Annotated in this window: 12 protein-coding genes; 7 read left to right on the top strand and 5 right to left on the bottom strand. The window is 69.1% G+C overall.

What is annotated here, in order from left to right; all coding sequences use genetic code 11:
• Positions 1-41: 41 nt before the first annotated feature.
• Both P3102_RS07855 and P3102_RS07850 read right to left on the bottom strand, forming a co-directional pair.
• Positions 42-1,808 carry a dynamin family protein gene (locus P3102_RS07855; RefSeq protein WP_276367749.1) on the bottom strand — a complete coding sequence of 589 codons (1,767 nt, stop codon included), beginning with the start codon at positions 1,806-1,808 and terminating at the stop codon, positions 42-44.
• Positions 1,809-1,929: 121 nt separating this feature from the next.
• On the bottom strand, positions 1,930-3,006 hold the full coding sequence (locus P3102_RS07850) for an IniB N-terminal domain-containing protein (RefSeq protein ID WP_276367747.1): 1,077 nt from the start codon (positions 3,004-3,006) through the stop codon (positions 1,930-1,932).
• Positions 3,007-3,299: 293 nt separating this feature from the next.
• Here P3102_RS07850 and P3102_RS07845 point away from each other — a divergent pair, with 293 nt between their 5' ends.
• The 3 genes from P3102_RS07845 (at position 3,300) to P3102_RS07835 (ending at position 8,448) form a co-directional block, all read left to right on the top strand.
• Positions 3,300-4,442 carry a molecular chaperone DnaK gene (locus P3102_RS07845; protein ID WP_276367746.1) on the top strand — a complete coding sequence of 381 codons (1,143 nt, stop codon included), beginning with the start codon at positions 3,300-3,302 and terminating at the stop codon, positions 4,440-4,442.
• Positions 4,439-6,790: a helix-turn-helix transcriptional regulator gene (locus tag P3102_RS07840; RefSeq protein WP_276367744.1), complete on the top strand. Its 2,352-nt coding sequence runs from the start codon at positions 4,439-4,441 to the stop codon at positions 6,788-6,790. Before P3102_RS07845 ends, P3102_RS07840 begins: the two co-directional genes overlap by 4 nt.
• A gap of 473 nt (positions 6,791-7,263) precedes the next feature.
• The gene (locus P3102_RS07835) at positions 7,264-8,448 is read left to right on the top strand and encodes an HNH endonuclease signature motif containing protein (RefSeq protein ID WP_276367742.1); all 1,185 of its coding nucleotides are present in this window, start codon (positions 7,264-7,266) and stop codon (positions 8,446-8,448) included.
• Between the two features lie 53 nt (positions 8,449-8,501).
• On the opposite strand, the gene P3102_RS07830 is transcribed toward P3102_RS07835, so the two are convergent.
• Together P3102_RS07830 and P3102_RS07825 are read right to left on the bottom strand one after the other, a co-directional pair.
• Positions 8,502-9,929: a hypothetical protein gene (locus P3102_RS07830; protein ID WP_276367741.1), complete on the bottom strand. Its 1,428-nt coding sequence runs from the start codon at positions 9,927-9,929 to the stop codon at positions 8,502-8,504.
• Positions 9,930-9,945: 16 nt separating this feature from the next.
• Complete coding sequence (locus P3102_RS07825) at positions 9,946-10,080, bottom strand: hypothetical protein (RefSeq protein ID WP_276367739.1); 135 nt, start codon at positions 10,078-10,080, stop codon at positions 9,946-9,948.
• A gap of 3 nt (positions 10,081-10,083) precedes the next feature.
• Between P3102_RS07825 and P3102_RS07820 the strand changes: the two genes are divergently transcribed.
• The 4 genes from P3102_RS07820 to P3102_RS07805 all read left to right on the top strand — a co-directional run bounded on the left by P3102_RS07820 (position 10,084) and on the right by P3102_RS07805 (position 13,312).
• The gene (locus P3102_RS07820) at positions 10,084-11,262 is read left to right on the top strand and encodes a M20/M25/M40 family metallo-hydrolase (RefSeq protein ID WP_276367738.1); all 1,179 of its coding nucleotides are present in this window, start codon (positions 10,084-10,086) and stop codon (positions 11,260-11,262) included.
• A gap of 7 nt (positions 11,263-11,269) precedes the next feature.
• A complete protein-coding gene (locus P3102_RS07815) occupies positions 11,270-11,860 on the top strand; it encodes a hypothetical protein (RefSeq protein ID WP_276367736.1) in 591 nt (196 codons plus the stop codon).
• Between the two features lie 357 nt (positions 11,861-12,217).
• Positions 12,218-12,472, top strand: a complete 255-nt coding sequence (locus tag P3102_RS07810; RefSeq protein WP_026467456.1) for a hypothetical protein — start codon at positions 12,218-12,220, stop codon at positions 12,470-12,472.
• A gap of 45 nt (positions 12,473-12,517) precedes the next feature.
• Positions 12,518-13,312 (top strand): LmeA family phospholipid-binding protein, encoded by a 795-nt coding sequence (locus P3102_RS07805; protein ID WP_276367735.1) that lies wholly within the window; start codon positions 12,518-12,520, stop codon positions 13,310-13,312.
• Between the two features lie 24 nt (positions 13,313-13,336).
• On the opposite strand, the gene P3102_RS07800 is transcribed toward P3102_RS07805, so the two are convergent.
• On the bottom strand, positions 13,337-14,431 hold the full coding sequence (locus P3102_RS07800; protein ID WP_276367733.1) for a peptidase inhibitor family I36 protein: 1,095 nt from the start codon (positions 14,429-14,431) through the stop codon (positions 13,337-13,339).
• Between the last annotated feature and the right edge of the window lie 119 nt (positions 14,432-14,550).

The following is a 14,550-nucleotide window of genomic DNA, read 5'->3' as shown; positions in this document are numbered from 1 at the left end:
GTGTTCATGCCGCCCCCGCAAAGGAGTACGTCGGCGGGGGGTCACGCGGAGAGCTCCCGGCGCGGCCCGGTGCCACTGCCGAGCGTCCCCGCCTTCCGGTGCAGGGCGGCCAGCCGGTCGATCTCCTTCTTGACCCGCTGGGCGCGCCGATCCCGCTCGGCGGAGCCGGCGATGATCAGTTCCCGTTGACGGGTCAGCTCTTCCGCGAGTTCGTCGGACAGCGCGGCGAAATGGTCGCGCAGGCGCCGCTGGACCTGGCGGACCTCGTCCTTGATCTCCTTGCTGAACCGGATGAACACGTCGTCGACATGGCGCTGCGCCGCCGCCTTCGCCAGCGCCTGACGTCGCTGCAACCGCATCCCGCCTTCGTCGCGCACGCTTTTGGTCGCGAACGCGACACCGGCGCCGAGGGACACCGGGTTGATCAGCGGCAGCCCGGCGAGACTGGTGACCAGGCCGAACATCAGCACGCCACCGTAAGAGCCACGCAAGCCGGTGAAGAGTTTCTGCCCGATCTTGAACCGCTCGATCTTCGGGGCGCCGACCTCGGGGATCGAGTCCACTCCCGACCCGGTCAGCGGCAGTTCCGGGGCCTGGCCGTAGCGTGGCCCGAAACCCGCGGCGACCGCGTGCGCGATCCACGTCGCCCGGTCGGACACCCAGTTGTAGTTCGTCTCGACGGCTTCAGCGAGGCTCTCTTCCAGCCAGGTTCGGAAATCCGGCCAGATCTGCACCGGATCGCCTTCGTCGAAGGTGCGGTCGACATGGCGCACGATCACCCTGGTCCGCTCGCGCAGATCGTATTCGGCGTCGGAGATCAGGTCGGTGATCTCGTCCGACAACAGGTTCTGCCAGCGCACGTTCCGCCGCCGCAGTTCCTCGGTGCGCCGTTGGGCCTGCTGCAGCAGGGCGACCTGGTCGGTCCCGTTGTCCTGCGAGACGGCGTCGAGCCGCGCTTGCAACGTCTCGACGAGCTCGACCGCGGCCGCCCGCACACTCACCGCGGCCGCGAGCGCGCGGGTGCGTTCGATCGGGCGCGCGGCCTGTTCCCCCACCCAGTTCAGCAGTTCCGGGAAACCGGACCGTCCGTTGAGGGCGGCGTCACCGGCTTTCGCGGCGGCCTGGCGCACCGTCGCGGACACGGGAAAGACGTCGGCGACGACACCGGTCTCGGAGAGCGCGGCGCGGTTGCGGGCGGCGAGTTCCCGCCAGTCCGGGCTCACGTCGATCTTGGTCAATGCCAGCACCAGCGCGGGACACCAGGTCCGGATATGCCTGGCCAGCGCCAGTTCGGCGGGCTGGAGTTCCTGCGTCGCGTCGGAGACGAGGATCACCGCGTGCGCGTCGGCGAGGACGTCGAGGGTGGCCGCCGTGCGCGGCGATCGGGGATCCCCTATCGCCGGGGTGTCCACCAGCACCAGTCCCGTGCCGAGCAGTTCGCGCGGCAGGCCGACTTCGACCCGGCGCAGCGACCCGGGCGGCCGCACCTCGAGTTCCTTGGCGAGCGTCCCGACCGGCACGCTTTCCCTGCCGTGCCCGACCAGCGTGGCGGCGGGGTCGGCGGCGTAACCGATCTCCGTGGGCACGGCGGGCGTACTCGCGTCCCCGACCGCGCAGACCGGCGCGTTCAGCAGCGCGTTGAGCAGGTAACCCTTGCCCTGCTTGGGAAAACCGACCACCGCGATCCGGGTGCCCGGTGCGCGGTGGTCACGTCTGCGCCGGAGGCGTTCGGCCAGGTCGGCGCGACCGTGGGCGGCACAGGCGTCCAAGGTCTCGTTGAGCACGTCGAGCCAGGCGGGGGCTGTCACGGGGATGCAGTGTTCCCTTAACCAAGCACGGAATCAATGTGGCATCGGCCAACACGGGCGTGAAAGCCCCGCGACCTGGTGCGGTCGCGGGGCCCTGACACAGAGCTGAAAAATATTCAGGTCAGCCGAGGTGGATGTCGTTGCCCGAACCGATGTCGCCGGCACCGAGGTTGATGTCGCCCACGTGGCCGATGTTGTTGGCCACCCCGGAGACGACGTCGTGCACGTCGTTGACGCCCGCGTGGTTCGCGACCTCGTTCACGACGTTGTCGGTGACGTCGGTCGCGACGTTGTCGGTCACGTCGTTCGCGACGTTGCCGATGGCATTGACGTTGACGTTGCCGATGCCGTTACCGATGCCGTTGCCGATGTCGTGCGCCTTGCCCGCGATGTCGTGCACCTTGGTGGTGACGTCCGCGACGCCGACCTGGCCGATGACGCTGGTCAGGTCGCCCACCGTCGACGAGAAGTCCGACGTACCGCCCGTGACACCGTCGACGCGGGGCAGGTCGCTGTTCAGGTCACCGACGACCGGAACCGAGCCGACGACCGGAACGGCGTCCACGACCGAGACGTCGCCGACCAGGCCGGTCGAGGTTTCGACGGCGCCGTTGGCGAGGCCACCGGCCTGACCGACGGAGACGGCGTCGAGGCCCTGGGAAAGGTCGCCGGTCAGGCCGAAGCTGCCGACGGTGTTCTGCGCGAGGGCGGTCACGCCGGCGGCGGCGTTCGACACGTCGGTCACGTCGGAGACGGCCGGCAGACCCGGGACGGCGGGAAGGCCGCCGAGCTCCGGCAGCCCCGGAACGGCCGGGAGACCGGCCTCGGGCAGGCCCGGCAGCGTGCCCGCACCGGGAATGGCCACCGGCAGGCCGGCGGTCAGCGCGGTGAGCTGGTCGATCGCCCCCTGGACACCATCGGCGCACTCGCCGTCGGTGCCGTTGACGACGCTGGTGATGCCGCCGAAGCCGGCCAGGCCGTCGACGGTGGCCGCGGTGGTTCCGCCGAGGTCGGTGGCGGTTTCGACCGGAACGAAGTCGAGGACCAGCGGGACGACCTCGTGCACGTCGGCGGCGTTGATGTCACCGAGGCCGGCGTCGGCCAGCACCTGCTGCGGGTCGTTGGCGAACGCCGCGCGGGCGGCGGTGTCGTTCAGCAGGTTCAGCGTGAAGTCGTGCAGGGTCTGGACGGAACCCATGAAAGGACTCTCCTGAAGGTCTAGGTCGATGGAGGGGGCACAGCGGCCGAAAGGCACGGCTGAACGCTTCACCGAAGTTAGCGAGCCGGTGCCACCGCGCACATCGGGGATCACTCCCGGTCGTCACTCACTCAGCCGATAGGGGATCGGTATGACATCGTTAGGGCGTTAGGGGCTTAACCGAGACGCATACGGTTGGGTTTAATGCCAAGTCTCACCCAGACGGGTCAAGCCGTTCGGGTGAGTGGCCCTACGTGGTCCCTAGGGGCTGGCCCAGCGAAGGAGGATGCTCGTTGCCTTACGTCCTCGGCATCGATATCGCCTCGACCCGCACCACCGCCGTCACCTGCGTGAACACCGGCGACGGCTGGGGCGCGCCCGAGCCGTCGTGGCTCGGCGCGCACGGCCCGGCGGCGGCGTCCGCGGTGTTCCTCGACGACGACGGCTACCTGCTCACCGGCGACGCCGCCGTCGAAGCGGGCCGGTCCGCGCCCGCTCGGCTGCTGACCGGGTTCCACGAACGGGTCGGTGACGACGTCCCGGTGATCGTGGACGGCGAGCGGTTCCCGGCCGAATCCCTCAGCGCGGTCCTGGTGGACGCCGCGGTGGATCAAGCGGCCGAACGTTTCGGTGAGAAGCCGCGGCACATCGTGCTCACGCACCCCGTCGGCTGGGGTTCCTTCCGCCGGGAGCTGCTGCGCCGGGCCCTGACCGAAGCCGGCTTTCCCGGTGCCGCGCTGGTCGCCGCGCCCATCGCCGCACTGCACGCGTATCTCGCCCCCCAGGGCGAGGTCACCGCCGGTGTCTGCGAATTCGGGCCCGACGGCGCGCTGGTGACGATCGCCTCGGCAGGCGTCAACGGCTGGCAGCCGGTCGAAACGGTGGAAGGCGTCGAGCCCGGCGAGGCCGTCGGCAAGGTCTTCGAACTCGCGCACGGCGCCGGGATCCCGCCGCGGGCGCTGGCGGGCATCGTGCTCTGCGGCGACGCCCCACCGGTTCTCGGCCGGACACCGTGCCCTGTCTTCGCGTCGAGCGATCCGGTGCTGACGGTGGCGACCGGCGCGGCCAACATCGCCGCCCGGCGTGACCTTCCTCGACCCGGCAGCCCGGTGCCGAATGCCGTCGCGACCATCGAAACCACCCTTCTTCCCCGGGTCGACGTGCCCGGAGAACTCACCGAGCGGCCCGAACGGCCACCCGTCGACATCACCCCGTTCCCCCTGCCAGAACGCACCGGGGCGGCGAAACTGCTCAGGCGGCGCAAGCCTCTCGTCGCCGGTGCCGCGGTGGTGGTGCTGGCCGCGACCACGCTGTTGCTCACCTTGACCACCCGAGAAGCCACCGCGGACAAGGGTCCCGAAGCCCCTCCCACCACTTCGAGTTCGTGCGCGCCGGCCACCCCCGGCGTGACTTCCTCCCCCGAAGGTCGCTGTTGAACGCACTGCTCGACAAGCCCGGCATCATCCATCCGGGAGCCCGGCGCCTGCTCGACGAGGTGATCGCCGCCCCGGCACTTCCGGTGCGGGTCACCGTCGTCGCCCCCGGCGGGCACGGGAAGACCCATTTGCTCGGCCTGCTCGGACGCCACTACGACAGCGCCGGAGTCGAGGCGGTGCTGGTCGACGACGCCGACCAGCTCGGTACCGACGAGATCGCGAAGATCAAGGCACTCGCGGAGGAGACGACGGCGCCCGTGGTCCTGGCTTTCCGGCCCGCCGCGCGCACCACCGCCTTGCGCGCCCTTGCCGATTCCTTCGGCAGAGCGGTGACCTTGGGCGCGTTCGGCGTCGACGACGTCCGGCGGCTCGTCGAGCACGCCGGCGGTGACCCGGCCACGGCGGAGGACGTCCATGCCAGGACCGGTGGCGTGCCGGGGCTGGTGGTGCGGGCGGTCACCGGCAGGCTCGCGGACTTCCGCGGTGAGCTGGAGCAGCTGGACGACGACGTCCACCGGTTCCTGATCGCGGCCGAGGCGGGCGCGGGCCGGAATCTCGATCTCCTGGCGGCCTTGCTCAACCGTGATCGCGAAGAGCTGCCCGAAGTCTTCGACAGCGCCAGGGCGACCGGTCTCCTCGGCGAGGACGACGTGCTGCTGCCGATCGCCGCCGAAGCCATCCGCGCCTGGGGGTCGCCCGGGCGACGGCTGACGGTGCTGCAGCGGCTGGTGGAACTCCAGTTGCGTGACGGACTCCCGGTGCTGGACCTCGCCCGATCCCTGCTGGGCACGGGAAGTTCCGGCGCGAGCGCGGCGGCGGCCTTCGAGGCGGCCGCGCGTGAGGCGATGCCCGACGACACGAAACTCGCGGCGCGGTTCTACGAAGCCGCGTCCGAGGCCGGTGGGCGCGGCGCGGCGCTCACCGTCGGCTGGGCGCACGCCGCGGCGCTGGCCGGGGATCTCGACACCGCGCTCCGGCTCGGTGACGGAATGCTCGGCAGCACCTCGGACACGGACGCCAGGGCTGCGGGTGCCGAAGTGGCCGCGACAGTGCTGGCGCATCGCGGCGAACTGGCGCACAGCGCGGAGCTGTACCAATGGTCCGGCCGGGCCGGGTCGAAGGCGTTCGCCGCGATCGCGTTGCTGGGCACCGGAAAACTCGAAGCCGCCCGCGGCGTGCTCGAAACTCCCGAAGTCCCGACCCTGTTCGCGGGCGCCGCTTCACGAATGGCACGCGCGATCACCGGTTCGGTGTCCGGTTGCGGCGCCGATACCCTGTCGGCCCTGCTGGGCGCGGCTTCGATGCTGGAATCGGCGGGGGCTCCGGCGCCGCTTCCGGACAGCCCGGCGGCCCTCGCGGCGTTGGTGGGTCTGCATTCCGGTGAACTCGCGCTGGCCGAATCGGTGTTGAGCCGCGCGGTGAGCGGCCGGATCGGCGGCGACCTGCTCGCGAAACGCCACCGGCTGTTGCTCGGCTGGGTCGCGATGACCGCGGGCGACCTCAAGACGGCCGCCGAAGCCTTGATGCCACCGGACGGTCTCGAAGCGCGCGACGAGCTTTTCGCCGCCACCCTGCAATTGGGCCTGGCGCGGCGGGCGAGCGATCTTCCCGGCCTGCAACGGTCTTGGGACCGGGCGTATCAGGCTTCGATGCGACAGCAGCCGGATCTGTATTCGTTGCTTCCGCTGGGAGAACTCGCGATCGCGGCCGCACGGGGCGGCGCGAGCGCCAGACTGGCCGGGCAGCTCGAGCGGGCGCACACCGTGCTCGACGCGCTCGGCAACCCTCCACTGTGGACGGCCACTTTACGCTGGCACGAACTGCACGCCGCCATCACCGTCGAGGACCACTCCTCGGCCGCGGAACATCTGGCCGCCCTGCACGGTTTCGCGTCCTGCGGACGCTATCCGGCCGCCCTCGCCGCCGCCGCGGCCGGCTGGCTCGCGGTCTTGACCGGCACCTTCGATCCCGAAGAGATCACCGCGGCCTCCTCGGAACTGCACGAGCTCGGCCTCTGCTGGGACGCCTCCCGCTTGGCCGGGCAAGCCGCGATCCGGACCTCGGATCGCAAAGCGATGGTCCAGCTGCTCGAAGCGGCCCGCCAGTTCCAAGGACGCGCTCCGGAACCCGTCGCGGCCACCGGGCTGAGCGCGTTGAGCGACCGCGAACTGGAGGTCGCGCGGCTGGTCGTCGACGGGCTGACGTACAAACAGGCCGGCGGCAAACTGTTCATTTCGGGGAAGACCGTGGAGCACCACATGGCCCGGATCCGGGGAAAACTCGGGGCCGGGGACCGGCGGGAGCTGCTGGCCATGTTGCGGGAGTTGCTTGCGGCGGGCGAGAGCTGAAGCCGCTCTCCGCATATCTCCGCCGACATCCCTGGACATCCCGCTCGGATAGATGTCGCGGCGAGCCCTATGAACGGCGATCGCCCGGCCACCGGGTTCCAGCCACCGGGTTCCAGCCACGGGGTTCCAGCCGGTGACGCAACCGGGTGAGTGACTCGAACACGTCCATGGCGGTGGCCGTATACCGGTCAACACCGAGGAAAGCTCGATCCGGGAGAGCGGTCGTGACCCGGCATAGCCGTCATAGCCGTCGAGCCGGCCCCGCAGCCGCACTTGTCTTCGCTCAGCACCCGCGCCCCAGCACTTCGCGGTCTTCCAGCGGTCTCGGGTAGCCCTCGCTCACTCACCCCGTCAAGCGGGCAAGCCGGCCTGGCGGTCATGCTCGATAGGCGTGACAGGACCGTTCACTTTCCGCGTAAGTTCGATTACTGATTCGATCGAATTCGAACGTGAGTTCGACTATCATCGTGGGTATGACCACTACTCTCCCGTATAACCCGAAAGCCGCTCGCTTTCTTGACACCGCGTTCGACGAAGAGCTCTCACTTCGCCGGACACAGGGACGTCAGGTGCGAGCGTTAGCCGATTTCGCCGCTCGCGGTGGATCACGAAGATCTGTGACCGAGGAGGTCGCCTTGCGCTTCTCGGTCACCCGCAATCACGCGTTCCTGCTCGTCGAGACTTCCTGCGCTCTCGTCGCTCGCCTGCCGAACACGCTGGTGGCGTTGGAGCGGGGCGATATCGACCTGCACAAGGCTTCCAAGGTCGTGCAGCTGACGAGGGACGTGTCGGACGAAGTCGCGGCGCAGGTCGACGCCTGGCTGACCGATCGTCTCGCCGACCGTGATCCCGGCGCGATCCGGCGCTCGGTGAGTCACGCCGTGCAGAAGTTCGATCCCGACGGCTATCGCGAACGAGCCGCCAAGAAACGCGCGTTACGGCATATCTCGTTGGACCACCACGGCGAGACCATGTCCACGCTCGCCGGCCATCTCCCCACGGAAGTCGCCAGTTCCCTTTACGCCTCACTGAGCCGAGCCGCGCGAGCCCGGCGGAACGAGGACAAATCCCGGACCCTCGACCAGCATCGCGCCGATGTCTTCGCCGAACGCCTGCTGGCCGAGGACGGACATGGCAAGCCGCGTGCGCACATCCATGTCTATGTCGATTTTCTGACCCTCGCCGGCGCGCGCGACGACCCAGCGACACTCGCCGGATACGGGCCCATTCCCGATTGGCTGGTCCGCGAGATCGCCTCTGATCCCGAATCGACCTGGTCGCGGCTGATCACCGACTCCGCCACAGGTCAATTGCTCGAAGCCGGTGCCGACAAATACCGGTCACCGGCGTCCTTGGCACGGTTGATCAAGGCACGGGATCGCGAGTGCACGCAACCAGGCTGTCACCGGCCTGCCGAATTCTCGGAGATCGACCACATCATCTCGTGGGCTCGCGACGGCAAGACCGACCAGCACAACTGCCACAGTCACTGCAAAGGCCACAACCTGCTTCGGGAGGAACCCGGGTGGTCGGCCGTGCCCACCGGTGACGGCGGCATGATCATCACCACGCCGAGCGGCCATACCTACGAGACAGGGCCAGAGCCGTTCCACGAACCACGCACAGGCCCCGAGGACGACGATGAACCCGAAGTCTGAGCACGGAAACGGATGGCCGCGAAGGCCCTACACCGGCGCCGACGGCAGAAACATCAGACCCGTGACGCCAACGCCTTCAAAGCCGCCCTGACCACCCGTCGCGAAGGGTCCTCGACCATCGACCTCACCGAACCGACCGGAACAGCATCCAGGATCCGAAGTGCCCCAACGGCTTGCGCCCGTATCCTGGCCACAGGGTGCCTCAGCAACGGGTGCAGCGGCTGTCCGTCCTCTGCCCGCCCCGACTCCGCAAGCCCCGCGATGGCTCCCAGGGAAGGGTTCGCACCGGAAACAGCGGTCCGGTACCAAGAGACAGCATCGACGCCCGTACGCCGGGCGGCGTCCCGTGCCAGTGCCCGGATCAGGCTGGAACGGTCGTCCAGCAGATCGACGATCTCCGCGAAGTGACCGAGGCGCGCGAGCCCGGTCAGTGCGCTGATCCGTACCTCGCTGTGGTGGCACGCGGCCAGCTTGCGCAGGACGTCCACACGACCGGTCCAAACAGCCTCACGAGCGACGGCCTCACCGGCTCGTACGCGGATGCTCTTGTCGGAATTCGTCAAGGCAAGCCGGATCAGCTCGTCGAATTCGAAGTCGCTACGCCGAGTTCGGACCTCGAACGCGAACCTCCGCACCGCGAAGTTCTCCGAGCACATCAACTGCTCGAGCACCTCCACGGGGGCGTCGTAAGCGGCCGCGTACAGCTGTCGCACGCCGAAGCCGCCGCGGCGGCGGCGTCCCAGGTGCAGCATGGTCTCGGCAGCCGCCCGCAGGTAGGTCGACGGATCATCGTGCAGCAGCCGGAGGACACCCGTGCGGGCGACGTCGCTGACCGGCGTGGCCCAGTCCGTCATGCGCAACAGCAGGAACGGAAGTATCTCCGGACGCGGTTTCGCCAGCAGTCTCGTGACCGCCGGCTCCCGGATCCGGCCGTTGTGGTGCGAGGCCGCGATCGCAGTCGTCAGCGGTCCTGCCTTGCCGACCCTGAGGGACAGGGCGACGTCATCCAGAGCTCGCTCGTATCGCCAGTACCCGTCGAGAGTCGCGATGAGCGCCGGTGTTTCAGTGATCATCTCGAAGGCCGCCGCGATTTCAGCGGCATCGCCGGACTTGTCGACGCGCACGAGCGCCTCGACGAGCACGCCCACACGGCGCCCCCGGCTCTCCAGCGTTTCCCGGAGTGCCTCGGCCACGGATTTCTTTCTCGCGAGAATCACTCGGTGATCCTCTCCCGTCCCCCGCCCGCCGCGCTCATCCTTTTCGCGGGTAGACGCCGGATCACCAGGCGCGTAGGAACGGAGGATGGCTGAGGAAAGGTCCAGACGAGTTTTCCTGTCCACGTCGGCCGCCTTGTCGGCGGCTGCCCTCTCTTCCACTGCCCTCTCTTCCACTGCCCTGTCGTCAACCGCCCTGTCATCAACCGCGCAGTCGTCGACTGCCCTGCCATCAACCGCGCCGTCGTCAACCGCCCTCTCACCCACGGCCGGCACCGAAGAATCAGGCGATCGAGGCCCCGGCGAACGTCTCTCCCCGCAACGCCCCGACGCCGAACTCAGGGCGATCCTGCGGGAGATCGACGAGCATCGGATCGAGGCCACCGTACGCAGGCTCGCGGCCTTCGGGACGCGGCATACGTTGTCCTCGCAGACGGATCCGGTCCGCGGCATCGGCGCCGCCCGCGACTGGATCTTCGCGGAAATGAAGAAGTCCGCGGAACGGTCGGACGGCCGGATGAAGGTCGAGTTGCAGTCGTATCTGCAACAGCCCGCTCCGCCCAGGATCCCTGTCGCCACCACGATCACCAACGTCGTCGCCACCTTGCGCGGCTCTACCACTCCCGAGCGGGTCTACGTCGTGTCGGGCCACTACGACTCGCGGTGTTCCGATCCGCTCGACGCGGTGAAGGACGCGCCGGGCGCGGACGACGACGCCTCCGGTGTGGCCGTCGCGATGGAACTCGCCCGGGTGTTCGCCACGCGCCGTCCGGCCGCGACCATCGTGTTCGCGGCGGTCGCCGGCGAAGAACAGGGCCTGTTCGGCGCGCGGCATATGGCCACGCTCTACAAATCGGCGGGCACGAACGTGCAGGCGATGTTCACCAACGACATCGTCGGCTCGAGCCGGGCGGACGACGGCACGCGGGACCCGCGCACCATCCGGTTGTTCGCCGAAGGGGTGCCGACGTCGGAAACCCCGGCGCAGGCCGACATCCGGCGCGCGGTCGGTGGCGAAAACGACTCGCCGTCCCGTCAGCTGGCCCGGTTCGTGCGATCGGTCGCGGAGAACGACGCGACCGGCATGGCCGTGCGGGTGATCCACCGGCGCGATCGCTACCTGCGGGGCGGCGACCACATCCCGTTCCTGGAGCAGGGCTATCCGGCCGCCCGGTTCACCGAACCGCACGAGGACTACGCGCACCAGCACCAGGACGTCCGGGTGGAGAACGGCAAGCGGTTCGGCGATCTACCGGAGTTCTGCGACTTCGCCTTCATCACCAGGGTCGCACGGGTCAACGCAGCGGCGATGTGGTCGCTGGCGACCGCGCCGGGCACCCCCGAAGACGTCCGGATCAGGACGAACCAGCTGACGAACGACACGGATCTGGTGTGGCGGCGCGGAACAGACCCGGATCTCGCCGGTTACGAGGTCGTGTGGCGGGAGACGACGGCCGCCGACTGGACGCGGGTGATCAAGGTCGGCGACACGACCGAGGCTGAGGTGGATCTGTCGAAGGACAACGTGTTCTTCGGTGTGCGCGCGGTCGGGAAGAACGGCCGCCGCGGTCCGGTCGCGTTTCCGACACCTTTGAGTTGATGCCAGGATGACGATCACGCCCGACGACCTCGACGCGGCCGTGGCCAGTGTGGTCGGCGGACTGAGGCGGGCGTCGGGCCGTGACTGGTCGGCGGCGCCGGGCACCGGTGAACTCGACGCCTGGCGCACGGCCGAGCATCTCGGCGACTGCCTGATCTCCTACGCGGGACTGCTGATCGCCCGGCCGTCGACGCCGCGTTTCGTCCGCTTCGAATCCGTCGCCGACCAGGCCGCGACGCCGGCGGAGTTGCTGGAGTTCGTCACGGTCGGCGGCGGCATCCTGGGCGCCACGCTCCGCAAGGCGGACCCGGACGTCCGCGCGTATCACCCGAGCGGGTATGCCGACCTCGAGGGTTTCACCGGAATGGGCTGCGTCGAGGTCCTGGTCCACGGCGAGGACATGGCCAGGGGCCTCGACGTCACCCTCGACCCGCCGCGCGAGGTCTGTTCGCGCGTGCTCACGCGGATGTTCCCCGAAGTCGACGCCACCGACGTCGATCCCTGGACGGCGTTGCTGTGGGCGACGGCGCGGGTGGACATCCCCGGTCGCCCCTCCCGCGCCGGGTGGCAGTGGCGCGGCGCACCGCTGGACGCCTGACGGCGCGGTCGGCGAGTGCGCGCCGGTACCGACGATCCGTCGTGATCCGCCCGACATGTCGAATGGGTGACCAGGAGAGAGCACGAAGAGCCCAGCGCCGTTCACCAGGACTCGAACGCCACCACGGCGGCTTGAGCACCGGTCCGCCACGCCACGGCCGCCTACCGACCGGCCCGGCCTCCAGCGCCCGCAGTGCTACTCGGCCGGCGGATATCACTCTGTCACGGTGCGCCTCCGCGCAGTGGCCAAGGTGCGGCCAATCGGCGCAATCTGGCCGTTGAAGCGTTTGTCACCGCGGAATCGGGGAACTTTTCCGGCATGTCCAGATGGCGAACCACCAGTAGGAGCAACACCGCCGTGCGGGTCATCACCGGCATCGGTGCGGTGTTCGCTTTCATCGAGCTGCTGTACATGGTGATGGTGCTCGCAGGAGCCAACGCGGGCAACGGTTTCTTCATCTTCATCCAGGCGCTGGCCAAACCGCTGGCGTTGTTCTGGCCGGGCCTTTTCCCGGTGAGTGACCCGAATCTCGCGGTCATTCTCGACTACGGCCTGGCCGCGGCGTTCTGGGTGATCCTGGCGGGCGTGATCGCCCGTTTCGCGGCCCGCTGACCCCCTGCGGCGGCGATCGGCGTCCCGTTCGGCGACACTGGGCGGATGAGCGACGGCAGATGGTTCGACCTGAACCCGCTTCCCGAGCTGTTCGGCCTGGCCGCCGCCGGGCGGGCGCTGTTGCCGATCGTGCCCGTCACCCCGGCCGCGGTGCTGAAGACCGTCACCGAACAGCTGGTCGGGCGGCGGCTGACGACCAAGGTGAACGGGCACGACGTCGGCCTCACGCTGACCGCACTCGACTACCAGGCCGACAGCCTGAGCCTGGCCGCCACCGGCCGGATCGGCGACGTCCGCCTCGTCGCCGACGACGTCGATTGGCCGGAGACGCCGCTCGAACGCATCACCGTGCTCGCATCGAACGTCCGTCTCCGCTCACTCCCGTCGCCCGCCGCCATCCCCGAACAGGTGCGGATGGCGATCCGGGTTTCGCCCGAAGTACTGCAGACGCGGGTGGCCGAGACCCGGCCCGGCATCATCGTGACCCCCGGCGACGACGGGCATTTCCACGTCCGCTGGGAAAAGCGGCCCCATTGGGGGCATCTCGCCCTGGAGCCCACCGTGGAGGGCGATGCCGTCGTTCTCCGGCCGATGTCCGTCCACATCGGACGCCGCCGGTTCGGCCCGCCGTCCCGCCTCAAACCGATCATGCTGCCCTTGCCGGACCTCCCGCGAGGGATCCGGCTCACCGCCGTCGAGTCGCACGACGGTCACCTCGTCCTGCACGCGCTGGCGGAGGAATGGCCGGAACGGCTCTCCACCATCCCGCTCGGCGATCTGCTGGGCTGGGTGACGACGGCGGTGACCACCCTGACCCTGCCGGGGCTCGGCGGCCGCTGACGACCGCCGAGCCGGACCACCCGGCTAGCCGTGCAGCGATCCCTGCGCGACGCGCACCGCGGGTGCGGCAGGTGCGGTGGCGCTTTCCACCGGTGCTCCGGCGGCCGACCGCACGAGACCGGCCGACTTCCCGCACACCTTCTTCTTCTCGGCCGAGGTCATCTTCTTGCCGACCGTCCTGGTCTGGCCGACGACGCCGGGCGCCGGTCCCTCACCGCTGAAGTTCCAGACGTACCACTGGTTGTGGCCCCATTTGCGCTTGTCGTACCACATGTCGTACGAGCCGCTGGCCACCCGCATCACCGGTGAGCGGTCGAGGCCCGCCCAGTAGCCAGGGTTGACCTCGATCCGGGTCTCGACGCTCTCGCTGGTCTCCCAGCCCCATTCCTGGCCCCAGGTCCGCTTGTACGCGACCGACCAGTCGACGAGGAACTCGAAGCCCGCGCTCACGCTGATCTCGTTCGACACCGTGTTCTTGCCGCTGCGGGTGTCACGTTTGCCGATCACCTGGGTGATCTTGTTGGCACTGCAGTTGTACACCGTGTCCACCCGGCCCCAGTCGCCGTAGAAGTCCTGGCCGCGCTGGTCGACGTGGGCGTTGCAGGTCTTGGTGGCGTGGCCGCAGTCCTTGAGCAGTTCGGCGCGGGACGGCCCGCGCGAGTACACCACCGAACTGCCGCGGTCGTTCATGTTCGACCCGTAGTTGCCGCTGTCGTTGGCGTACCACTCCTGGCGTTCGCCCTGGTACTCGGCGTGCTCGTACATCGTGATGTAGCAGTTGTGGAAGGTCTGGAACGAGGAGATCCTGTCGTTCCAGTCGCCGAGGAAGCCGACGGTCTGGTTGGTTCCCTCGACACACGGCGACCCGGTGACGGCGACGCTGGCGCCACCGAAGTTCGCGTTTTCGTACAGCACGCTGATCACCGTCGCGGAGGCACCGACCTCGCCGGCCGACGCCGCGGCGAGTGATTCGTCGAGGCTGTCGAAGCACCGGACCACTCCGGTCGCCGTGTCGGCGACGCAGTGATCGTCGCGCTGTTCGGCGTTCGCCGGGGTGGCGCCGGCAAGGCACACCATCACCGCGACCGCGGCAGCCGCCCAATGTCTGTACTCACGCACGTCTGAACTCCCTCACCGAGGACGGAAACCGACCCCGACCGGATCGGCTTCACGAGTCCACCACGGGAAACCGGGCCCGCCCATGCAGAACGACCGGCAGACTTTTCTTCACTTGCCGA

The sequence above is a fragment of the Amycolatopsis sp. QT-25 genome, assembly GCF_029369745.1.
In the GTDB taxonomy this organism is placed as follows: Bacteria; Actinomycetota; Actinomycetes; order Mycobacteriales; family Pseudonocardiaceae; genus Amycolatopsis.
Note: the sequence above shows the minus strand (reverse complement) of the source record. Positions and strands in the feature narration are given on the sequence as shown.